General features: G+C 69.6%; 16 protein-coding genes. 12 read left to right on the top strand and 4 right to left on the bottom strand.

Annotated elements, in window-relative coordinates:
- The first annotated feature begins 79 nt into the window (after positions 1–79).
- The 4 genes from msrA (at position 80) to D7X32_RS32805 (ending at position 6,532) form a co-directional block, all read left to right on the top strand.
- On the top strand, positions 80–736 hold the full coding sequence (gene msrA / locus D7X32_RS32820) for a peptide-methionine (S)-S-oxide reductase MsrA (protein WP_120606516.1): 657 nt from the start codon (positions 80–82) through the stop codon (positions 734–736).
- A 218-nt stretch (positions 737–954) separates the two neighbouring features.
- Complete coding sequence (locus D7X32_RS32815) at positions 955–3,456, top strand: AAA family ATPase (RefSeq protein ID WP_120606515.1); 2,502 nt, start codon at positions 955–957, stop codon at positions 3,454–3,456.
- Positions 3,457–3,793: 337 nt separating this feature from the next.
- Entirely contained in the window at positions 3,794–5,071 is a 1,278-nt protein-coding gene (locus D7X32_RS32810; RefSeq protein ID WP_120606514.1) for a Gfo/Idh/MocA family protein, read from the top strand.
- A gap of 309 nt (positions 5,072–5,380) precedes the next feature.
- The gene (locus D7X32_RS32805; protein ID WP_439329031.1) at positions 5,381–6,532 is read left to right on the top strand and encodes a FadR/GntR family transcriptional regulator; all 1,152 of its coding nucleotides are present in this window, start codon (positions 5,381–5,383) and stop codon (positions 6,530–6,532) included.
- Positions 6,533–6,644: 112 nt separating this feature from the next.
- Here D7X32_RS32805 and D7X32_RS32800 read toward each other — a convergent pair whose 3' ends face one another.
- Positions 6,645–7,607, bottom strand: coding sequence for an AraC family transcriptional regulator (locus tag D7X32_RS32800; RefSeq protein WP_244239311.1), 963 nt, complete (start codon positions 7,605–7,607; stop codon positions 6,645–6,647).
- A 55-nt stretch (positions 7,608–7,662) separates the two neighbouring features.
- Between D7X32_RS32800 and D7X32_RS32795 the strand changes: the two genes are divergently transcribed.
- Both D7X32_RS32795 and D7X32_RS32790 read left to right on the top strand, forming a co-directional pair.
- A complete protein-coding gene (locus tag D7X32_RS32795) occupies positions 7,663–8,751 on the top strand; it encodes an alkene reductase (RefSeq protein WP_120606511.1) in 1,089 nt (362 codons plus the stop codon).
- A 19-nt stretch (positions 8,752–8,770) separates the two neighbouring features.
- Complete coding sequence (locus tag D7X32_RS32790; RefSeq protein ID WP_120606510.1) at positions 8,771–9,634, top strand: pirin family protein; 864 nt, start codon at positions 8,771–8,773, stop codon at positions 9,632–9,634.
- A gap of 21 nt (positions 9,635–9,655) precedes the next feature.
- On the opposite strand, the gene D7X32_RS32785 is transcribed toward D7X32_RS32790, so the two are convergent.
- Entirely contained in the window at positions 9,656–10,030 is a 375-nt protein-coding gene (locus D7X32_RS32785; protein ID WP_120606509.1) for an Mpo1-like protein, read from the bottom strand.
- A gap of 243 nt (positions 10,031–10,273) precedes the next feature.
- Here D7X32_RS32785 and D7X32_RS32780 point away from each other — a divergent pair, with 243 nt between their 5' ends.
- The 3 genes from D7X32_RS32780 to D7X32_RS32770 all read left to right on the top strand — a co-directional run bounded on the left by D7X32_RS32780 (position 10,274) and on the right by D7X32_RS32770 (position 14,049).
- Positions 10,274–11,359, top strand: coding sequence for a hypothetical protein (locus tag D7X32_RS32780; RefSeq protein ID WP_171448962.1), 1,086 nt, complete (start codon positions 10,274–10,276; stop codon positions 11,357–11,359).
- 78 nt (positions 11,360–11,437) lie between these two features.
- Positions 11,438–11,872: a hypothetical protein gene (locus D7X32_RS32775; RefSeq protein ID WP_120606507.1), complete on the top strand. Its 435-nt coding sequence runs from the start codon at positions 11,438–11,440 to the stop codon at positions 11,870–11,872.
- Positions 11,860–14,049 (top strand): S9 family peptidase, encoded by a 2,190-nt coding sequence (locus D7X32_RS32770; protein ID WP_120606506.1) that lies wholly within the window; start codon positions 11,860–11,862, stop codon positions 14,047–14,049. The genes D7X32_RS32775 and D7X32_RS32770 overlap by 13 nt, the downstream gene beginning before the upstream one ends.
- Here the strand turns inward: D7X32_RS32770 and D7X32_RS32765 are convergent.
- Positions 14,030–14,800: a class I SAM-dependent methyltransferase gene (locus tag D7X32_RS32765; RefSeq protein ID WP_120606505.1), complete on the bottom strand. Its 771-nt coding sequence runs from the start codon at positions 14,798–14,800 to the stop codon at positions 14,030–14,032. The genes D7X32_RS32770 and D7X32_RS32765 overlap by 20 nt on opposite strands.
- 222 nt (positions 14,801–15,022) lie before the next feature.
- Between D7X32_RS32765 and ptsP the strand changes: the two genes are divergently transcribed.
- The 3 genes from ptsP to D7X32_RS32750 are packed head-to-tail and all read left to right on the top strand — an operon-like array spanning position 15,023 to position 20,347.
- Positions 15,023–17,518, top strand: a complete 2,496-nt coding sequence (gene ptsP, locus D7X32_RS32760) for a phosphoenolpyruvate--protein phosphotransferase (RefSeq protein WP_244239310.1) — start codon at positions 15,023–15,025, stop codon at positions 17,516–17,518.
- Positions 17,515–18,471, top strand: coding sequence for a 1-phosphofructokinase (gene pfkB / locus D7X32_RS32755; RefSeq protein WP_120606503.1), 957 nt, complete (start codon positions 17,515–17,517; stop codon positions 18,469–18,471). Before ptsP ends, pfkB begins: the two co-directional genes overlap by 4 nt.
- A 31-nt stretch (positions 18,472–18,502) precedes the next feature.
- Positions 18,503–20,347 (top strand): PTS fructose-like transporter subunit IIB, encoded by a 1,845-nt coding sequence (locus D7X32_RS32750; protein WP_120606502.1) that lies wholly within the window; start codon positions 18,503–18,505, stop codon positions 20,345–20,347.
- On the opposite strand, the gene D7X32_RS32745 is transcribed toward D7X32_RS32750, so the two are convergent.
- A partial coding sequence (locus D7X32_RS32745; RefSeq protein ID WP_216618970.1) for a GAF domain-containing sensor histidine kinase occupies positions 20,348–21,542 on the bottom strand: 1,195 nt, incomplete at its 5' end.

Genomic DNA, 21,542 nt, shown 5'->3' with positions numbered 1-21,542 from the left:
GTTCCTGGTGGGACGGAGGGCAGGGGGGCGGCCGTTCGCCGGGCGTGAAAATCGGGAGGCCCGGGGCTAAAGCTAGAGCATGTTCTTCACGTCCCCGAAGAAGTTGAGGCTCCCCACTCCCCAGGAGGCGCTGCCGGGCCGTCCGCAGGAGATGCCGGTTCCGCAGAAGCACACCGTGCTGGGCACCCCGCTGAAGGGTCCGGTGCCGGAGGGCTTTGAAACAGCCGTCTTCGGCATGGGCTGCTTCTGGGGGGTCGAGCGCAAGTTCTGGCAGGTGCCGGGCGTGTACTCCACCGCGGTGGGCTACGCGGGCGGGCTGACGCCGAACCCGACGTACGAAGAGGTGTGCTCGGGGCTCACCGGCCACAACGAGGTCGTGCGCGTGGTGTACGACCCGAAGAAGGTCTCGTACGCGCAGCTGCTGAAGGTCTTCTGGGAGAACCACGACCCGACGCAGGGCATGCGCCAGGGCAACGACGCGGGCACCCAGTACCGCTCCGGCATCTACTACGCGAACGACGCGCAGAAGCGCACCGCGGAGGAGACGCGCCAGACGTTCCAGGGCGCGCTCAACGCGAAGGGCCTGGGCGACATCACGACGGAGCTCCTCCCGGCGCCGGCCTTCTATTACGCCGAGGACTACCACCAGCAGTACCTGCAGAAGAACCCGGGCGGCTACTGCGGCGTGGGTGGCACCGGCGTGAGCTGCCCCATCGGCGTGGGCGTCAGCGCCTGAGTTCGAGCGTGGGTTGAGCGGCGGGGCCCGGTGTCTTCCGGACACGGGCCCCGCTGGGTCGCAAGCCTTCGCTCCGCAATCCCTCTCAATGGGTATGGCCGCGTCCAGGGGACGAAGGCAACCTCCGACATCGCCAGCGGGTTCTCGGACAGGAACCGTCCTCGAAGCCCGCTTCCGCGAACGCGCCCAGGCGCTTCGCGATGCGAGGGAGGGCGCCCATGAGGTTGGACCGAGTCACCATCCGGAACTACAAGTCCATCAAGTCGATCGAGCTGCGAATTCCTCAAAAGGAAGAGCAGCGACAAGGCTCCGCGGATTTCCTTTCCATCGTTGGAGAGAACAACGCGGGGAAGTCCTCCATCCTGGAGGCAATCCAACTGGCATGCACCGCCAGCATGAAGGCATCCCAGGAGCGGTTTCCGGGCAACGATTCCAGCAACGGGCCAATCGAAGTCGAGTTGGAATTCGACCAACTGACCGACAGTGACCGGGAGCTTGACGCCCTCAAGAACAACACCTTCTTCGAAGGTACCCAGCAGCGCTACCGGCTGAAGCGCGTCTGGAAGACGCCCAACAGCACGGCGGAGAACTGGTCGTACAACCCCGACCGTCCACCGGATCACCAACTCACGGGCTGGTCATCGAAGAAAAATCTCAGGCAGCTAGGGACTACGGATGAGCGATGGAAGTCCCTCATCGAGCATGCATCCAAGGAGATCAGCTTCTCCAAGCTCACGTATGAGCATCTCATCAAGGCAGCACGCGAACTCCAATCGCCACTGCTTACGGAAAGCAACGAGGCGTGGATGCTGTATCCAGGCAGTATCACGACTGCCCTCGAAGCTGCCCTTCCCCGCGTCATCTATGTCCCCGCGCTTCGCAAGACCAGCGAGGAGACGGACGTGGGAGCCAAGCAATCAGCCATCCGAGGGATCGTCAATGCCCTGTTCAACCAGCAGTTGGCGAGTCACGAATGCGTCATCCGGTTCAAGTCAGCGGCGAATGAACTTCAGGAGCTTTTCGCGACCGAGGGCAAGCACCGGATCGTGGCCTCCATGGAGGAGAAGCTGACGGAGAAGTTCAAGGAACTCATCAACATCCGTGCGGAGCTCAAGTTCACCACCCCGGATGTGACCTCGGACCTCGCGAGCAGCACCGAGTTCAGGGTGTTGGATGGAGCCCTGTCCACTCGCCCGGACAACCAGGGCCACGGCGCACAGCGCTCCATCGTCCTTGCTTTGCTCCAGATGTATGTGGAGCAGAACAGGCAAAGCGCTTCGCGTGAGCACCAGCACATGTTGTTCCTGATTGAAGAGCCAGAGATCTACCTGCATCCCGGCATGTGCCGGAGGATGCGGGACACCCTGCTGAAGATTGCGCAGAGTGGTATCGGGCAGGTCCTCTGCACGACGCACTCGCCCGTCTTCCTCGACCTCGCGGACCGCCACGATGGCATCGTCATCCTGAGGAAGAAGGATGGGCATCCCGAGGCTCATCAACGCACAGCGGACGTCTTCGACCAGTCCGCCACCGACAAGGTGCAGCGCGCACGGCTCAGGATGTTGCTCAACTTCGATCCCGCCGTGAATGAAGCCTTCTTCTCGGAGAAGGTCTGCCTGGTCGAGGGCGACTGCGAACTCGCGGCAATCGATGCCGTCGCCAGGAAGCTTTGCGAGTCCGGTGAACTCAGCGGGTCCAAGTACCTCCTGGCAAGACGTGCCACCACGATCATCAACTGCCGTGGCAAATGGACCATCCCCGCGTTTCAGAAGGTCCTCAACGCCTTCGACATCCACTACCGCGTCATCTACGACCTGGACGAAGGAGACCAGGCCGACTCGGCGAACGCACAGATCGAAGAGTTACTGAAGGGAGGCGACTCCAGCCTCACCCACGAGCCGAACTTCGAGAAGTTCATCTTCGACGAGACCTGGCGGACCGACAAGCCGTGGACCGTCACCAAGCGAATCGACGAGGCCTCTGAATGCAATGAGCGCCTCCTCAAGTTCTTCGAGTTCGCATTGGGTCAGCCCCTTTCGGAGTTGCGACCGGAGTCCGTCGCGCCCGCCACAGCGGACGCCGCGCCTCCACAAGTCAATCGGACCAGGCGTCGTAACCTCCGGAACAGGCTCAAGGAACTTGAGGTTCCCCACGACGTCATCCAATCAGCACGGCGGGTGGATCAGATCTTCCGCGTCGCGGCAGGCCCGAGCTTTGCCCCTCGTCCCGACCAGGACACGTTCACTCAGTCCATCGACGGTACAAGGATTGATGCATTCGCGATCGTGACAGGCCAGTCGATGGCGGACACCCTCCAGCATAACGACATCGTGGCCCTCAAGATCCTCCAGGGGGTTACCCTGGAGTCCTTGCAGGAACCAGATGCCCAAGCGAACTCCGCATTGCCAAGTGTGATTGAGAACGATGGCATCTACGTCCTCGCACATAACGACTACATCGATCAGAAGTCCTACACCATGAAGCGGGTCCGTATCTCCGTACTCTCGGACGGAACCTGGCGAGGCGACATCTCCGCGGACAATCCCGAAACAAGCTGGGGCGACCGCGGCCTGATCCAAATCCGAAAGACGGACCGCATCCATTTCGCTGCGCAGGTCATCGGAATTGTCAGGAGCAACGACGAGCAACCCACTCCTGTCGCAAAGCAGGAACTCACCATGGTTCCGACGGAGCAGGACCCGGTCTTCGAGGAGAACTGACGCCAGCAACACTGCTTATTGAGCAGCACGTGCTCACCGACGTCCCATCCGCTCGACAAGGGCGTAGTTCCATGCATCCAAGCATGTCGGCCAGCTCAACCTTCAGCCAGGAGCTGCCCCATCGGCGTGGGCGTCAGCGCCTGAGTCCGCGTTCGGGTTGAGCGGCGGGGCCCGGTGTCTTCCGGACACGGGCCCCGCATGCTTCTCAACGCTCCTCCCCTCCCCCCTGTCTGACAGCACACGCGGACCGCGCTTCCCCCGCCCCGTGGAGTCACCGCGTGCGATGCGCCTCTCTTCGTTCCTCGCGGCGTGACGCGAGGCAGGAGGAGGCCCGCACATGGTGGACGACGCATCCCGGCTGTGGACCCGCAGGCGCGTGCTGGGCGCGACGGGAGGGCTTCTCACCGCCGGCGCGTGGATGCCTCCGGTGCTCGCCGCCGCGGCCCCGCCGTCCTCGCCGCAGGTGAAGCTGCCCGGCACCTTCGCCAAGACCGAACGCGAGCGCCCCGGCCCTCCCAACCCGCAGCCGGAGTCCGAGCGCGTGGGCTGGGCCGTGGTCGGCCTGGGCCACCTGTCACTGGAGGAAATCCTCCCCGCGTTCGGACAGTCCAAGCGAAGCAAATTGGTGGCACTGGTGAGCGGCGACCGCGCCAAGGCGCAGGCCATCGCGAAGCAGTACGGCGTCTCGGACAAGGGGCTCTACGACTACACGTCGTTTGATCAGCTCAAGGACAACCCGGAGGTGCAGGCCGTCTACATCGTCCTGCCCAACAGCATGCACGCCGAGTTCACCGTGCGCGCGGCGCAGGCCGGCAAGCACATCTTCTGCGAGAAGCCCATGGCCAACACACCGGCCGAGTGCCAGCAGATGATCGACGCGTGCAAGAAGGCGGACCGCAAGCTGGGCATCGCATACCGGCTCCAGTACGAACCGCATCACCGCGCGGTCATCCAGATGGCTCGCAACAAGGAACTGGGCACGCTCAAGCTCTTCACCGCGAACAACGGCCAGAACCAGGGCGAGCCCAACCAGTGGCGCCACAAGAAGTCACTGGCGGGCGGCGGCGCGCTGCCGGACGTGGGCATCTACTGCCTCTCCGCCGCGCGCTACTTCAGCGGCGAGGAGCCCACGGAGGTGCAGGGCTTCAGCTACAGCACGCCCAACGACCCGCGCTTCAAGGAGGTGGAGGAGTCCTTCGCCTTCCACCTGAGCTTCCCCTCCGGCTTCCAGGCGCACTGCACCAGCAGCTACAGCACGCACGAGACGAAGGACCTGCGGCTGATGGGCACGGATGGCTGGGCGGCCATGGACCCGGGCTTCTCCTACAACGGGCTGCGCCTGCGGGTCGGCATGAAGTCCAAGAGCTTCCCCAAGGCGGATGACACGGTGGAGCGCGGCTTCAGCCAGCCCAGTCAGTTCGCGCGGGAGATGGACCACTTCTCGCGCTGCGTGCAGGAGAACGTCGTCCCGCACACGCCGGGCGAAGAAGGCCTGGCGGACGTGCGCATCATCGAAGCGCTCTACCGCTCCGCGCAGGACGGCAAGGCCGTGAAGCTGGAGGCCGCGAAGAAGCTGGAGGCCTTCCGCGGCCCGCCGCCCAAGGAAGAAGGCTGAGTCCTATGCAGGTCGCCGGAGGTCCATGAACACGTCCGGCGACTCGAAGTTCTTCGCAAGGACGCGCGCTTCGCGAAGCGCCGCAATGGGCCGCGACGGGGGGCATGCACGGACGGCAAGGCGGGGCCACGGACAGTGGCGCCCGCCCGGGCGCGGTTCCCTCAAAACCTGTCCGACAGTCGGACAGGTTTTTCCCGCCCGGGGCCGGAGGGCGCCCTCCTTCGGCAGCCGATGAGCACGGAGGGCCCTCGCGTCCATGTCAGACCCCTGTGGTTGGATGGCGACGCTGGGACGAGAAGGGGGATGGGAATGGGACGGGGAGGTCTCGTGGCGTACGTGGAGGCGGAACTCGAGCGCGATATCGCGCTGGGGAGGCTGCCGCCATGTGGGCAGTTCGGCTCGGAAGCGAAGCTGGCGCGTTCCTTCGACGTGTGCCGGGGCACCATCCGCGAGGCGATGCGGCGGTTGGCGGCGCGCGGCCTGGTGGTACAGCGTCCCGGGCGCAAGACGCGCGCGGTGGCGCTGGATGAGTCGCTGACGCTGGAGAACCTGGGCCTGGCGCTGCATGACGCTCGCTCGTCGGAAGCCCGGTCGCTTCTGGAGGGCTACTTCAGCCTCAAGCGGCAGGTGCTGGTGGAGTTGCTGACCGACTGCTGCGCGAGGGCTTCGGACCTGGACCTGCACCGGTTGGCGGACACCTGCTTCAAGCTTTGGGACGCGGCGCGCTGGGAGTCGGGTGCTCGGTGCGAGCAGGTGGAGTTCGAGTTGCTACGGCTTGCGGCCCAGGCGGCTTCCCGTCCAGGGCACGCGCTCCTCATTCAGTCCCTGCAGCGGGCCTCGCGAGGTGTCGCTGCCGCCAGGCTGCTGCCCTTCATGGGCGGTGAGTCGCTGCGCCAGTGGGTCAGCTGCGCGATGGGGGCCCTGCACGAGCGCGACGCGCGGACGCTGCAACACGAGCTGCCGGTGCTGATGAAGGCGTGCGATGAGCGCGTGCTGGACGCCTTCGCCCCTGCCCCCCAAGGGCCTTCCTCTCTTGAGGCCCCCCACGTCCCGGAGGGCCTCCTCAGCGCTCCCGTGTCAGCCCCTGGGCAGGACGAGGCGGTGAAGGAAGAGCACGGATTCGACTGCCTCGCTTCTGCCGCAGAGCAGGACGCTGCGTCGGAGGCGCATCCTGGAGAGGAGGAGCATGGCCTTGGCCGCCTCGCGCCAGCCGCTGAGGACCCCTCGACGCTCGGGGTTGCACTCCGCCCTCATGCGGCGGCCCTCCCCGCGGAGCCGAGCAGCGGGCAACCACCGGCTCCGGCCACTCCAGGGCTCGCGGCCTGCGAGCTCAGTGGAGACTGCACCGAAAGGGACGTAGCCGAGGCGGCCTTGGGAAACCCGTTCGACTGTCGGACGCGTTGGGGCACCTCGTCTCCGGAGGAAGGCCCCCGGCTTGAGGTCCCCCATCAAGCGCCATGAACAAACACGCATGACGGGGCACAAGGAGAGCGGACAGCGTCATTGCCCCCGCACGCATCCGCATGAATCGTGATTCCGTGGCGAATGGGTCAACGGCTCTCTGGCTACCGGCTCACGCCCGGCGGTGGCTGCGCCGGTACGCGCCGGGAGCGGTCCCGTCCCAGCGCTTGAAGGCCCGGTTGAAGGACGCCTCGCTCTGGTAGCCGATGGCCGGAGCGACCTCGCTCAGGGGCAGCTCGCTTTCGCGCAGCATCTGGGCGGCCTTGATCATCCGCCATCCCGCCAGGTACTCCAGCGGTGGCTCTCCCACGAGCTCGCTGAAGCGCGCGGCGAAACCGGACCGCGACAAGGCCACGGAGGACGCGAGGCTCTCCACGGTCCAGGGCTCCTCGGGGCGCTCGTGGATGAGCGCGAGCGCCTTGCCAATCTGCGGATCCGCCAGCGCCCGCATCCCGGCCTCCTGGCACGACCCCTTCGTCATGATGTGCGCGCGCAGGGCCTGCACGAGCAGGATGTCCGCGAGCCGGCTCATGATGACGCTGGCGCCCGGCTGGGACGACGCGCTCTCCACCAGCAGCAGCTGCACCGTCGACGCCAGCGAGGGCGCCGTCACCGCGTCGTCCGCGGCCAGGTGGATGACGCGCGGAAGCTCCTTGAAGAGCAGCGTGCGCGGCGCGGCGCCCAGCTGGAACGACGCCGCGACCAACGCCGTCCGCGCTCCGTCACCACCCATCTTGATGGGCCCCGCGCCATGCGAACGCGCGCAGGCGCCCGGCTCCAGCACGTGGACGGGGCTGTCCTCCGCGTCGCGCAGCGTGTGCCCTCCCCCATGCGGCAGCACGGCCAGGTCCCCCGCCGACAGCACCAGGGCCTCCGGCATGCCCTCCACCTCCAGCCGGGCCTCGCCCCGCGCGATGAGCACGATGTGCGCGCCCGGGCTCGTGGCGAACTGGAGCCCCCAGGGGGCACACAGCTCGAAGCGGCCGTGCATCCGGGTGGACAGGCGCAGGGTGTCCAGCACGTCCGCCAAGACGTCCGCGCCCTTGCACTCCGGCGGTTCTGGACGATCGGTCAATTTGTTTGGACTGGATGCCATGGCACGTCCATAGCGCCTGGAGCATTTACCGGCCATGGCAAATACCCTCCAGCTCCTCTCCCCCTTCCGTCTGGGCCGGCTCGAACTGAAGAACCGGCTGGTGATGGCCCCCATGACCCGCAGCCGGGCGCTGGCCGACGGCAACGTCCCCAACCCCCTGGCCGTGACCTATTACGCGCAGCGGGCCTCCGCGGGCCTCATCGTCACCGAAGGCACCCAGGTCAGCCCCCAGGGCGTCGGATACATCCGCACGCCGGGCATCCACTCGCCGGAGCAGGTGGCGGGTTGGAAGAAGGTGACGGACGCGGTGCACGCGGCGGGCGGCGTCATCTTCGCGCAGCTCTGGCACGTGGGGCGCGTCTCGCACCCGGACTTCCATGGCGGCGCGCTGCCGGTGGCGCCCTCCGCGATCGCGGTGGAGCAGGAGGTCTTCACGTTCCAGGGCAAGAAGCGCGCGGTGACGCCCCGGGCCCTGGAGACGCATGAGCTTCCCGGCGTCGTCGAACAGTTCTGGCAGGCCGCTCGCAACGCGAAGGAGGCAGGCTTCGACGGCGCGGAGCTGCACGGCAGCAACGGCTACCTGTTGGATCAGTTCCTGCGGGACGGCTCCAACCACCGCACGGACGCGTACGGCGGCAGCATCGAGAACCGGGCGCGCTTCCCGCTGGAGGCCGCGCGCGCGGTGGCGGAGGTCCTGGGCGCGGACCGCGTGGGCTACCGGCTCTTCCCGCAGAACTTCCCGTACACCGGCATGCATGACTCCACGCCCGCCGAGACCTTCACGTACATGGCCCGCGAGCTGGGCAGGCTGGGCCTGGGCTACCTGCACGTGACCGAGCCCGTCACGGGCCCCGCCGCAGTGAGCGCCGAGCAGCGCATCACCCCGTTGATCCGCAAGGCCTTCCCGGGCGCCATCATCGCCAACGGCGGCTACGACGCGCAGGCGGGTGAGGCGGTCATCGCGCGCGGCGAGGCGGACCTCGTGGCCTACGGCGTGCCGTTCCTCGCCAACCCGGACCTGCCGGAGCGCTTCCGCCGGTCCGCCCCGCTCAACACGCCGGACGCCGCGACCTTCTTCCAGGGCGAGGAGCAGGGCTTCACGAGCTATCCGGCGCTGACCTGAGCGCGGAAAGGGAACCGTCATGAGCACGCAACGAGTGGATGCAGTGGAGCGCCGGCTGGAGCGGATCATCGACCTGCCCGCGCCCGTGCAGGGGCAGTTCGGCCCGGCGCACACGGTGGTGCCGGTCATCTCGCCGGAGGACTACGCGCGGTCGGATCCGTTCATCCTGTTGATGGACGACCGCATCGACGGCGAGCCGATTGGCGGGCCACATCCGCACGCGGGCTTCGAGACGGTGACCCTCGTGGTGAAGGGCGGGATGACCCACGACAGCGGCAGGCTGGGCGAAGGCGACGTGCAGTGGATGACGGCCGGCAGTGGCGTCATCCACGGCGAGGGGCTGGAGGGCGGCATGAGCCAGGCGCGCATCCTCCAGCTCTGGCTCACCCTGCCCAAGGCGCAGCGCTGGGTGCCCGCGGGCTACCAGGACCTTGCGTACGCGGAGCTGCCGGTGCGGCGTGAGCCGGGCGTGGAGGTGCGGCTGTACAGCGGCACGTCGGGGCCGGTGCGGTCGGCGACGAAGAACTACGTGCCCGTCACGCTGGCGGAGCTCCAGCTGGAGCCGGGCGCGTCCATCGCGCAGGACCTGCCCGCGTCGTACAACGGCTTCTTCTACGTGCTGGAGGGAGAGGTCGCGGTGGGGCCGGACCGCCAGGCGCTGAAGCCCGGGCAGGTGGGCTGGCTGGACCGGCCGGTGTCCGGTGGCGACAGCACGGTCCGCATCGCCGGGAAGACGCGGGCGCGCGTGCTGCTGTACGCGGGCCAGCCGCAGCGGGACCCGCTGGTGAGCCACGGGCCGTTCATCGGGGACACGAAGGCGGACATCCAGAGGTCCTTCGAAGGCTACCGCGCGGGCCGCTTCGGTCCGCCACCGCCGAGGTAGCGGACTCCGGAGCGTCGAGCGTCAGCGGCTTTCGACGGGGGCCGGCGCCAGGGTGGCGGCGACCGGCGCGCCGGAGTTGGCGCGCTCCAGGTGCGGCCCCAGCTGGCCGGTGATCATCAGCGCGGCCATGCGGAAGTCGGAGATGAACGACCAGAGCGGGTACTTGAAGGTCGCGGGACGGTTGTGCTCGATCTTGAAGTGGCTGGCCCACGCGAAGCCGTAGGCGCACACCAGGGCGGCGGGAATCAGCGCACCGCGCCCGGTGACAGCGGCGGTGACGCCCAGGCCCACGCCCAGGCCGGTGCCGACGAAGTGCAGCCAGCGTGTCGACGCATGCGCGTGCTCACGCAGATAGAACGGCCAGAACTCGCCATAGGTCTGGATGCGGTCGGACATGAGGTGAAGTTGTGTCCAGCTGCCTGCCTCCCGTCAACCCATGCGGGCCCTCTTCGTGCCGACGGCGACACGGATTGGCCCCGGGCGCTCGGCACCCCAGAGAGGGACCGAGGGCAGGAGGGCAGCCAGGCGGTCCTCGACGCGCCCCGTCGTTTTCAGCCGGACCGGGAACAATCCGGCGCGAACGGCGTGGACGCCGGGGAGGCGCGAACCGCGCGTGTCGTGAAAGACTCGGGGGCGCGCATGAGTGACTGGACGCCCAAGCTGAACCCGGCGGTGGACCTGCGGCGGCTTCCGCTGAACGCGGAGGAGGGCTTCGTGCTGTCGCGGCTGGACGGCCACACGCGCGAGAAGGACCTGCCCGCGCTGACGGGGTTCCCGCCGGAAAAGCTGCGGGACATCCTCGCGAGGCTGGTGTCACAGGGCGCGCTGCTGCCGGGCACGGAGGCCGCGGGCGCCGTGAACACGGTGCGGCAGCCGGTGAGCCCGCCTGCCGTCACGCGTGCGGAAGAGCCTCGGGCTCCATCGGTGGACGCGAGCGACCTGGAGCCCTTGCCGGAAGCGGAGGCCTCGGACGGCTCGAACGGTTCGGACGACGAAGCCGGTCCCGCGGACGACGTGCCCGAAGCCGTGCTGGGGGACTACCGCAAGCTCTTCGAGACGCGGCTGCATGCGCTGCCGGAAGACCAGCGGGTGGCGCTCGCGCATGGGGCGGAGGATCCGGAGCTGTCCGCGCTGTGCTTCGACCCGGTGCCCGCCGTCATCAAGGCCGTGCTGGAGAATTCACGCGTGGGCCTTGCGCACGCGAGGCTCATCGCGAGGCACCACCGCAACCCCGTGGGCCTGGAGGCACTGGTGGCCCGGGCCGCGTTCGCCTCGGACACGGGCGTGCGCCGCTTCCTCGTGCGCAATCCGCAGCTGCCGGTGGCCCTCTTCCGCCGCCTGTGGGCGATGCGCCGCTTGATGGAACACCACAAGCTCACGGTGGACCGCGACGTGCCGGAGCAGACCCGCCGCACCGCGCGCGAACTGCTGCGCCAGCGCTTCTCCACCGGCCCCTCCGAGGAGAAGGTGGAGCTCATCCTCAACACGGAAGGCCGGGCCCTGGGCGCGCTCGTGGGCATGCCGGTGGACGGCAAGACGACGTCGCTCTTGTGTGGCCGCACGTACCGCTCGCCCATGCTGGTGCAGAACATCGCGCGCTGGAGCGCCGCGCCGCCCGCGCTCATCGCGCACCTGCTCAAGCAGGAGCTGGTCCGCCGTCAGCCCCAGCTGCGCATGATGCTCGCGCGCCACCCCAACGCCCCCGCGGACGCGAAGCGCGCCTGAGCCCGACACAGCCCTCTTGACTACAACTGTAGTCGTGACATATCGCTCCTGACTACAACTGTCGTCAGGAGGGGTGCCATGGACAGACCGCTGCGTGGACAGGGGAGCCCTGACGGACGTTCCGAAGCTCGCTCCCGGGAGTCGAAGCCGATCCCGTCGTTCTTCCGGGAAGGGCTGGGCTGGCTCCTGGCCCTCCAGCTCCTGCTCGCGCTCCTCTGGGTGGGCCCGCTGCGCGCACCGCTGTCGCACGGCTTCCAATTCGCGGTCTCCCTGCGCATGGCGCCAGCGTCACCGGAGCAGCCCGCGTGGCTCCCCGGCCCCCTGGCGACGGGGACGGATCCCCAGCGCCTGATGGAAGTGCTGCGCATCGGGAGCCACAAGGCACGCGTGTGGTGGAAGGTCGCGGACACCGTACGCCGTCACGCGGCGCCCCTCATGCGCGCGGAGCTGGAGTCCTGGTGGTGCGAAGCGCTGGCGTCCCGGAGCGCTCCGGAGGCGTCATGCGCGTGCTGAGCCTCGTCCTGGCCCTGCTGGGTGTCACGGCCTCCGCCCTGCCCCCGGATCCCTTCCTGCTCCAGTACGCCCAGACGCGACAGTTCAACAACGGCCGCCCCACGTCGCTGCGCATCACGCCGGACGCGCGGACGGTCTTCTTCCTTCGCAGCCCGCCCACCTCCAGCGTGATGACGCTGTTCTCGTTCGACGTGGCCACCGGCCAGACGCGCGAATGGCTCACGCCGGAGCGCCTCCTCCAGGGCGCGGAGGAGACGCTGACCGCCCAGGAGAAGGCCCGCCGCGAACGGACGCGCACCACGACGCGAGGCTTCACCACCTACGCCCTCTCCGAGGACGGCACGAAGCTGCTGCTCCCCCTGTCCGGCAGGCTCTACGTCGTGGAGCGCGCCACCGGAAGGGTCTCCGAACTGCCCACGGGTCCCGGCGCCTTCGACGCGCAGCTCTCCCTGGACGGCCAGCAGGTGGCCTACGTGCGCGGCAACGACGTGTACCGCATCGACCTCCGGACCCGCACCGAGCACGCCGTCACACGCGGCGGCACGGCGGACGTGTCGCACGGGCTGGCGGAGTTCGTCGCCCAGGAGGAGATGGGCCGCATGTCCGGCTTCTGGTGGAGCCCTGACGCGAAGGCCATCGCCTTCACCGAAGTGGACACACGCGAGGTCGAGAAGCTCTCCGTCGTGGACGTGATGCACCCCGAGCAGCCCGCGGACGCGTTCCCCTTCCCGCGCGCGGGCCGGGCGAACGCGAAGGTCCGGCTGGGCATCGCGTCCCTCCCTGGGAACAAGACGGTCTGGGCGAAGTGGGACGCGGAGCGCTACCCCTACCTCGCGACCGTGCGCTGGCCCGCGAAGGCCCCCCTGACGGTGCTCGTGCAGAACCGCGCGCAGACGGAGGAATGCCTGCTCGCGGTGGACCCGCGCACGGGCGCCACGCGCACCCTGCTGGTGGAGCGGGATGACGCGTGGCTCAACCTGGATCAGCGCTTCCCCTCCTGGCTGGAGGACGGCTCCGGCTTCCTCTGGCTCACCGAACGCAACGGCGCGCCCGAGGTCGAGCTGCGCCACCCGGACGGCGGCCTCGCGCGCTCCTGGGTGGGCCCCGAGGCGGGCTTCCGGCACCTCGTGCACCTCGTGGGGCGGACCCGCACGCTCTACTTCCTCGGAGGCCCCAACCCCACCGAGCGCTACCTGTACCGGATGACCTCGGACGGAAAGGCCTCACGCGTCACGCAGGCGTCGGCGGGCCCCGCGCTGGAGAGCGCCGCCGTCTCCACGGACGGAGCGCTCGTCGCCGTCTCCACGGAAGGCCCCGAACGCATGAGACAGGTCCACCTGCTCCAGGCGGATGGAACCCGGGTGGGCCAGCTCCCGTCCGTGGCGCTGGAGCCCCCCACGCGCCTCCAGCTCGACGTGCGGCAGGTCGGCGCGGAGCGCTTCTGGTCCGCGCTCGTGAAGCCCCGCGACTTCAAGCCCGGCGTGAAGCTGCCCGTCATCGTCCAGGTGTACGGAGGGCCCACGGTCACCGTCGTCCACCAGTCCCTGGCGCAGAACCTCCTCTCGCAGTGGATCGCCGACCAGGGCTACCTGGTCGTGAAGTTCGACGGACACGGGACGCCCCTGCGGGGCCGCGCCTGGGAGCGAGCCCTGAAGTACGACGTCTATGGCATCACGCTGGAGGATCAGGTGTCCGCGCTCCGGGCGCTCGCCGCGGAGGTCCCCGAGCTGGACCTGGACCGCGTGGGCATCGAGGGCTGGAGCTTCGGCGGGGACCTGGCCGCGCTCGCGGCGCTCCACCGGCCCGACGTCTTCAAGGCCGCCGTGGCCGGGGCCGCGACCGCGGACGAGCGCGACTACGACACGCACTACACCGAGCGCTACCTGGGGCTGCCCCAGGAACACCCCGACGCCTACGCGAAGGGCTCGCTGCTCACGTACATCCGGGAGGACCGGCCCATCGCCAGGCTGCTGCTGGTGCACGGCACGGCGGACGACAACGTCCTCTTCTTCCACACGCTCAAGCTGTCGGACGCGCTGCTGCGCGCGGGCAAGGACCACGACGTCCTGCCGCTCAGCGGGGCCACGCACCGGGTGACGGATCCGCTCGTCACCGCGCGGCAGTGGGAGCGCGTGATTCGGCACTTCCAGTCCGCGCTCAGGGCTTCCGCGCGGTGATGAGCGGCTGGTTGAAGCCCGTCTCCTGCGGCGTGTACCAGCGCGGATCCACCAGCCCCGCCTTCGTGAGGGCCTGCTCCAGCTCCACGGGTTGCAGCAGGCGGTAGACACCGGTGTGCTCGGTGGTGTGCCAGATGCCGGACTCCTGGCGCAGGATGAACTGGCGCACCGTGTACTGCCTTTCATCCACCGCCCAATCCCAGACCTGGAAGAGCACGCGGCGGCCCAGCGGGGTGTCCAGCACGCGCTCGGCGGTGAAGCGCGGACGCTTCTCCAGCAGCGCGGAGTGGTCACGCAGGCTCGCCACCAGCAGGCCCCCGGGCACCAGGCGCGACGCCATCGCGTGCGCGGCGTCGTCCAGGTCGGAGTCCTCCAGGAGGTGCGCCATCGCGTTGTCGCACGACATCACCACGTGGAAGGTGCCCGGCACCTGCCAGTCCAGCATCCGCATGTCCGCCACGCCGGTGGTGAGGCTCACGTGCATGGCGCGGGCTTCCCGCTCCGCGCGCGCCACCGCGGAAGGGCTCAGGTCCGTGGCGTGCACCGAGTAGCCTCGCGCCGCCAGCCCCAGCGCCTGCGTGCCGATGCCGCACGCGCAGTCCAGCACCCGGCGCGGCGGCGGCGCGCCTGAGCGGCGCAGCAACGCGTCCAGCACCGCGCCCTGCCGGTCCACCGACTGCTCCCAGTCCGCGAAGAGCAGGTGGTACTCCTCGGCCAGCCCTTCGTAGAAGTCCAGGATGCTGTCAGACATGACGGCTTCCCCTTTAACACCCCCATGCGGGCCGTCACGCACGCGGACGCCGGACGTCGCCTGTCCGTCATGTCGCGGGCGGGAGGTCTTCCTCTCTGTGAGCTGTTACCCGGAAGACGGGACTCGGTAAGCCCGCGCGGGCAGGGGCGGACACCGGGCAGGATGCACCGTCATTCCCCGCGTGAAGCGCCTGCGCACCCGAAGCAAGGAGCCCCGATGTTGATGCTGACGCCATCGCAGGTCCGCCTGGGATGGTCCGCCGTGAACAAGGCGGAGGCCATCCGCCTGGTCGGACAGGTGATGGTGGAGTCCGGCTTCATCTCGCCCGGCTACGTCGACAGCATGCTCAAGCGCGAGCAGGTGTCCGCCACGTTCCTCGGGCACGGCATCGCCATTCCGCATGGGCTGCCGGAGGCGCGCGACCTGGTGCTGCAAACGGGCGTCGTCGTGGTGCAGTTCCCCGCCGGGGTCGCCTGGAGCCAGGACGACCATGCGCGCCTCGTGGTGGGCATCGCGGCGAAGTCCGATGAACACCTCCAGGTGCTCGCCAACCTCACCGGCGTGCTGGGCGACGAAGCCCGCTCCCAGGCCCTGGCCTCCACCCTGGACATCGCGGTCATCGTCGAGGCGCTCAACGGCCCCGTCATGGAGCAGGAGCCGGACCTGGAGCTCCCCGCCGCTCCCGTGCCCGGCGGCCATTCGCTCCAGGTCCTGTCCCCTTCGCCGTACGGCCTGCACGCGCGTCCCGCCACCGTGCTGGTGGAGGTGGTGCGCCGCTTCCGCGCGGACGTCACCGTCCATCACGAGGGGCGGCAGGCGAACGCCCGCAGCCTCCTGTCACTCCTGCGCCTGGGGGCCGTGGGCGGCACGACGCTGACGCTCACCGCGGCGGGGGACGACGCGGCCGCGGTGCTCCTCGCGCTGCGCGATGCCTTCGACGCGAGCCTGGGCGAAGGCGCCCCCGCCTCGCCCACGGCGTCGCCGCTGCCCACCGTCGTGCTCGACTACGAGGGCACGCTGGTCGCGGGCCTGTCCGCGTCACCGGGTATCGCGGCCGGACCGGTCTGGGCCTTCCAGCGCCAGCGGCTGGAGGTGGACGAGTGGGCGGTCGATGCCGCGCGGGAACACCAGTTGTTGGACGAGGCGATGGCCGGAGCCGCGGCGGAGCTGCGCCAGCTGCACGATGGATTCATGCTGAAGGCCGGAGCGCAGCGGGCCGCCATCTTCAAGGCGCACCTGGAGCTGCTGGACGACCCGGAGATGCTGTCGGAGTCGCACGGCCTCATCGACACCGGCCTGAGCGCGGGCGCGTCCTGGCGCCGCGTCTTCGAGGACCGCGCGGAGGGGCTGGCCGAGTTGGATGAACCCGTGATGGCCGCTCGGGCCGCGGACCTGCGGGACGTGGGCCTGCGCGTGCTGCGGCCCCTGGCCAGGGTCTTGGAGGCCGAGCCCCTCTTCCCGGACCACCCCGTGGTGCTGCTGGCGGAGGACCTGGCGCCGTCGGACACCGCTAAGCTGGATCCCGCCATGGTGCTGGGCCTGTGCACGGCGGGCGGCGGCACCACGTCGCACACGGCCATCATCGCGCGCTCGTTGGACCTGCCGGCGGTGGTGGCGGTGGGGCCGTCGGTGATGGACCTGCGCAATGGACAGCACTGCATCCTGGACGGGGACGCGGGCGTGCTCGTCGTGGGTCCGTCGGAGCGGGACCAGAAGAAGGCCGCGCACCAGCGCGAGCGGATCCGCACGAAGCGCGAGGAGGAGAAGCTGGAGCGCTACCGGCCCGCCATCACGCTCGACGGCAAGCGCGTGGAGGTGGCCGCGAACATCAGCGAGGCGATGGAGGCGCGCAAGGCCGTGGACGCGGGCGGCGAGGGCGTGGGCCTGATGCGCACGGAGTTCCTCTTCCTCAAGCGCGATGAGCCGCCCGGCGAGGAGGAGCAGTACAACGCGTACCGCACCATGGTGCACGCGCTGAACGGCCTGCCGCTCATCCTGCGCACGCTGGACATCGGCGGGGACAAGCACGTGCCCTATCTGTCGCTGCCGGCGGAGGAGAACCCATTCCTCGGCGTGCGCGGCATCCGGCTGTGCTTCGAACGGGAGGACCTGTTCCGCACGCAGCTGCGCGCCATCCTGCGCGCGTCGAAGGAGGGCCCGGTCCGCATCATGTATCCGATGGTGGCGATGCCCGAGGAGCTGGCCAAGGCTCGCGCCATCACCGAGTCCGTGCGCCGCGAGGTCGGCGCGGATCCGGTGGAGACAGGCATCATGATTGAAGTGCCCTCGGCGGTGATGATGGCGGACCGGCTGGCGCGGGACGTGTCGTTCTTCTCCATCGGGACCAACGACCTGACGCAGTACGTGCTGGCGATGGACCGGCAGCATCCGGTGCTCGCGTCCCAGGCGGACGGCCTGCATCCGGCGGTGCTGCGCATGGTGGACCTGACGGTGAAGGCGGCGAGGAGGGCGGGCATCTGGGTGGGCGCGTGCGGCGGCATCGCCGGCGACCCGTCGGGCGCGGTGGTGCTGTCCGGCCTGGGCGTCACGGAGTTGAGCGTGGCCATCCCCAGCATCCCGGCGGTGAAGGCGCTGCTGCGGGGCATCTCGATGGCGGACGCGGAAGGGGTGGCCCGGCGCGCCCTGGAGTGCGGCAACGCGGCCGAGGTGCGGAGTCTGGCGCGCGACCTGCTGGCGCGAAAGGAAACGAAGGCATGAGGCCGACGAAGCCGGGCGTGGTGACGGTCACGTTGAACGCGGCCATCGACCAGACGCTGGAGTGCCCTGGGTTCACGACGGGCGCGGTGAACCGCGTGGTGGCGGAGACGCGCACGCCAGGAGGCAAGGGCATCAACGTGGCGGCGTTCCTCGCGGGAGGCACCAGGCCCGTGACGGCGGCGGGCTTCCTGGGCGAGGACACGGTGCCGCTGTTCGAAGCGCTGTTCCGCGAGCGAGGCATCCAGGATCGCTGCCTCCGGCTGCCGGGCTCCAGCCGCGTGAACATCAAGGTCGTGGACCGCACGAACGGCGCGGTGACGGACCTGAACCTGCCGGGCCTGCGAGTCCCGGAGGAGGCGTTGGACGCGCTGCTGGAGACGCTGGATGCGCTCGCGGAGGAGAACGGCTGCTTCGTGTTGTCGGGCAGCGTGCCAGCGGGAGTTCCCGCGAACATCTACGCCACGCTGACGGAGCGCCTGCGAGCGAAGGGCGCGCTGGTGGCGGTGGACACGAGCGGAGAGCCGCTGCGCCACGCGGTGGCCGCGAAGCCGGACTTCGTGAAGCCGAACGCGCACGAGTTGGGAGAGCTGGTCGAGCGTCCGCTGAGGAACCCGGGCGAAGTGGCGCGCGCCGCGCGAGAGCTGCACGCAGGAGGCATCGGGCTGGTGGTGGTGTCGCTGGGAGCGGACGGCGCGTTGTTCGTATCGGACGACGGCGCGTGGCGAGCCCTGCCACCGCCCGTGGAGGTGGCGAGCACCGTAGGCGCTGGCGACGCGCTGGTGGCCGGAGTGCTAGCGGCGCGGCTGGACGGCCACGACCTGGAGACCTGCGCGAGAAGGAGCACGGCCTTCGCGGCGGGGAAGCTCGCGAAGGTGGGTCCGGTGCCTCCGGCGCCGGAGCGCGTGGCGGAGCTGGTGTGCGCGGTGCGGATGCACCCACTGGGCTCCGCCTGAGAGACAGCGGCACGACAAGGACACGACAACGATGGCGAAACTGGTGGCGGTCACCGCCTGTCCCACGGGCATCGCGCATACCTTCATGGCGGCCGAGGCGCTGCGCCGCGTGGCGGACCTCAAGGGCCACGAGCTCTCGGTGGAATCGCACGGGGCAGAAGGCGTGCGCACGCCCCTGGATGAGTCCGTCATCGCGCAAGCGGACGCGGTCATCCTCGCCACGGACATCACCGTGGACGAGTCGCGCTTCCAGGGCAGACCGCTGGTCCGCACCTCCACGGCGGCGGCCATCCGCGACACCGAGCGCATCATCGACGAGGCCGTGGCCCGCGCCACGCTGCACCGCAAGACCTCCGAGCCAGCAACCGCTCCGGTCACAGACACCCACCGGGCAGGCCCCGAGTCTGGAACCTCGCGCAGACCCGGCCCAACGGAAGGCCTCGCCCCCACCGAAGCACCGCGCCGCGCGGATGCCGCCGTGCCCACGCGCACGCCTCCGTCCTCCACGCCCGCGGGCACGCTGGTCGCGGTGACGGCCTGCCCCACCGGCATCGCGCACACCTTCATGGCCGCCGAAGCCCTCACGCGCGCCGCCCGCGCCAGGGGCTATGCCATCCGAGTGGAGACGCAGGGCTCCGTGGGCGCGAAGAACACGCTGACCTCGGAGGAGATCGCCCAGGCGGACGCGGTCATCATCGGCGCGGACACCCACGTCTCCACCGAACGCTTCTCCGGCAAGCGCCTGCTCCAGACCTCCGTGGGCGAAGCCCTCAAGCAGGCCGACCGCATCGTCGAACAGGCCCTCGCGCTCCCTGGACCGGCAAGCCCCTCGCCCGCCGCTCCCGCCCCCCCGACCCGCGCCGAACCGGCCGGCGTGTACAAGCACCTGCTCACGGGCGTGTCGTTCATGCTGCCCTTCGTCGTCGCGGGCGGCCTGCTGCTGGCGCTGTCCTTCGTCTTCGGCATCGACGCGTACAAGGAACCCGGCACGCTGCCCGCCGCGCTGAAGGGCATTGGCGACGCGGCCTTCGCGCTCATGGTGCCCGCGCTCGCGGGCTACCTCGCGTACTCCATCGCGGACCGCCCTGGCCTCGCGCCGGGCTTCATCGGCGGCATGCTGGCGAACCAGCTCAACGCGGGGTTCCTGGGCGGCATCGCCGCGGGCTTCCTGGCGGGCTACGTGACGCGCACGCTGCGCGACCGCATCCGCCTGCCCTCGAACCTGGAGGGCCTCAAGCCGGTGCTCGTCCTCCCGCTGCTGTCCGCGCTCATCGTCGGCCTGCTGATGACCTACGTCATCGGCGCGCCCGTGGCCGCGCTGATGGGCGCCCTCACCCGCTTCCTCCACGGCCTGTCCGGCACCAACGCCGTGTTCCTGGGGCTGCTCCTGGGCGCGATGATGGCCGTCGACACTGGCGGCCCCATCAACAAGGCGGCCTATGCCTTTGGCGTGGGCCTGCTCGGCTCCAACACCTTCACCCCCATGGCCGCGGTGATGGTCGCGGGCATGACGCCGCCCCTGGGCATCGCCCTCGCGACGGTGGTCTCGAAGCGCCGCTTCACCCTCCAGGAGCGCGAGGCCGGCAAGGCCGCCGCCGTGCTGGGGCTCGCCTTCATCACCGAGGGCGCCATCCCCTACGCGGCCCGCGACCCGCTGCGCGTCATCCCGGCCATGGCTTTCGGCTCCGCCATCGCGGGCGCCGTATCCATGGGCTTCGGCTGCACGCTGCGCGCACCCCACGGCGGCGTCTTCGTGCTCGCCATCCCGAACGCCGTGCAGCCGCTGGGCCCCTATGTGCTGGCACTCGTCGCGGGCACGCTGGCCACCACGCTCGCGCTCGTCGTGCTCAAGCGGCCCCTTCCCGGCGCGGGCTGATCAACACCCGCGCGGCAGGTGCACCCGGAACGTGGTGCCCGTCTCCGGCGTGGACACCACCTCCACCTCGCCGCCGTGAGCGCGGACGATTTGATTCACGATGAAGAGCCCCAGGCCCACGCTGCGGCGCTCGCTGCCCTCCGTGGTGCCCCGGGTCATCGGCTCGAAGAGCACGGGCAGCAGCGCGGGCGGGATGGGCGTCCCCGCGTTCGTCACCGCCAGCACCACCTCGCGCTCGTCTCCGCGTGCCTCCACCCGGATGTGCGCGTCCGGCGCGCTGTACTGCACGGCGTTGGTGAGCAGGTTGGTCAGCACCTGCGCGACGCGGTCCGGATCCCACTTCCCCCGTCCGTTGCCCCCGCACGTCAGCTCCACCGTGCGCCCCGGCGCGGTGAGCCGCACCTCGTCCACCACCTGCTCGGTGATTTCATGCAGGTCCATGACCTGGGGCTTCACCGGCAGCGGCATGCCCGTGCGCACGTGGGTGAAGTCCAGCAGGTCGCGGATGAGCCGGTTCGCCCGGTCCGACGAGTCCAGGATGCGCCGCAGCCCCCGGCGGGCCCGGTCGTCCAGGTCCGTCCTGCGCATCAGCGTCGCCGCCGACAATGAGATGGCATTGAGCGGGTTGCGCAGGTCGTGGCTGACGATGCCCATCAGCTGCTCGCGCAGGAGCGACGCCTCGCGAGCGCTCAGCAACTGCGAGTCGCGCTCGCTCAGCGCCTCCTCCTGCTCCAGCTGGTGGCCCACCAGGTCACCCAGGTGGCGGAAGGTCTCCAGCGTGTCCTCGGTGAGGTCCGCGGGCCTCGCGTCCAGCGCGCACATCACGCCGAAGAAGTCCCCGTTGCGCCGGTACAACGGCACCGCGATGTAGCTCTCGATGCCGTACATCTTCGGCGCGGGGTGATTCTGGAAGCGGGGATCCTGGCTCGCGTGGTTGACGAGCAGCGGCGCCGCCATGTTCCGCACGGTGTTGCAGAACGTGGTGGAGACGACCAGCGTGTCTCCCGTGTGCAGGCCAAAGTCCATCTCGTCCAGCACCGCGCAGCACGTCCACGACTCCGGCGTCACGCGCGCCACCACCGCCAGGCGCAGCCCCGTGGTCCGAGTCAGCACCCGCAACACCGTCTTCACCGCTTCAATTTGCCCCACGGCCTCGACGTCCGCGGAGGCGGAACTCGCGGGACGGATGTGGGGG

It is taken from the genome of Corallococcus carmarthensis, from assembly GCF_003611695.1.
Classification (GTDB): Bacteria; Myxococcota; Myxococcia; order Myxococcales; family Myxococcaceae; genus Corallococcus; species Corallococcus carmarthensis.
Note: the sequence above shows the minus strand (reverse complement) of the source record. Positions and strands in the feature narration are given on the sequence as shown.

What these genes read in the sequence shown, in the direction of transcription:
- msrA (WP_120606516.1), top strand. Translation starts at nt 80, where the DNA reads ATGTTCTTCACGTCCCCGAAGAAGTTGAGGCTCCCCACTCCCCAGGAG.
- D7X32_RS32815 (WP_120606515.1), top strand. Translation starts at nt 955, where the DNA reads ATGAGGTTGGACCGAGTCACCATCCGGAACTACAAGTCCATCAAGTCG.
- D7X32_RS32810 (WP_120606514.1), top strand. Translation starts at nt 3,794, where the DNA reads ATGGTGGACGACGCATCCCGGCTGTGGACCCGCAGGCGCGTGCTGGGC.
- D7X32_RS32805 (WP_439329031.1), top strand. Translation starts at nt 5,381, where the DNA reads ATGGGACGGGGAGGTCTCGTGGCGTACGTGGAGGCGGAACTCGAGCGC.
- D7X32_RS32795 (WP_120606511.1), top strand. Translation starts at nt 7,663, where the DNA reads ATGGCAAATACCCTCCAGCTCCTCTCCCCCTTCCGTCTGGGCCGGCTC.
- D7X32_RS32790 (WP_120606510.1), top strand. Translation starts at nt 8,771, where the DNA reads ATGAGCACGCAACGAGTGGATGCAGTGGAGCGCCGGCTGGAGCGGATC.
- D7X32_RS32785 (WP_120606509.1), bottom strand. Translation starts at nt 10,030, where the DNA reads ATGTCCGACCGCATCCAGACCTATGGCGAGTTCTGGCCGTTCTATCTG.
- D7X32_RS32780 (WP_171448962.1), top strand. Translation starts at nt 10,274, where the DNA reads ATGAGTGACTGGACGCCCAAGCTGAACCCGGCGGTGGACCTGCGGCGG.
- D7X32_RS32775 (WP_120606507.1), top strand. Translation starts at nt 11,438, where the DNA reads ATGGACAGACCGCTGCGTGGACAGGGGAGCCCTGACGGACGTTCCGAA.
- D7X32_RS32770 (WP_120606506.1), top strand. Translation starts at nt 11,860, where the DNA reads ATGCGCGTGCTGAGCCTCGTCCTGGCCCTGCTGGGTGTCACGGCCTCC.
- D7X32_RS32765 (WP_120606505.1), bottom strand. Translation starts at nt 14,800, where the DNA reads ATGTCTGACAGCATCCTGGACTTCTACGAAGGGCTGGCCGAGGAGTAC.
- ptsP (WP_244239310.1), top strand. Translation starts at nt 15,023, where the DNA reads ATGCTGACGCCATCGCAGGTCCGCCTGGGATGGTCCGCCGTGAACAAG.
- pfkB (WP_120606503.1), top strand. Translation starts at nt 17,515, where the DNA reads ATGAGGCCGACGAAGCCGGGCGTGGTGACGGTCACGTTGAACGCGGCC.
- D7X32_RS32750 (WP_120606502.1), top strand. Translation starts at nt 18,503, where the DNA reads ATGGCGAAACTGGTGGCGGTCACCGCCTGTCCCACGGGCATCGCGCAT.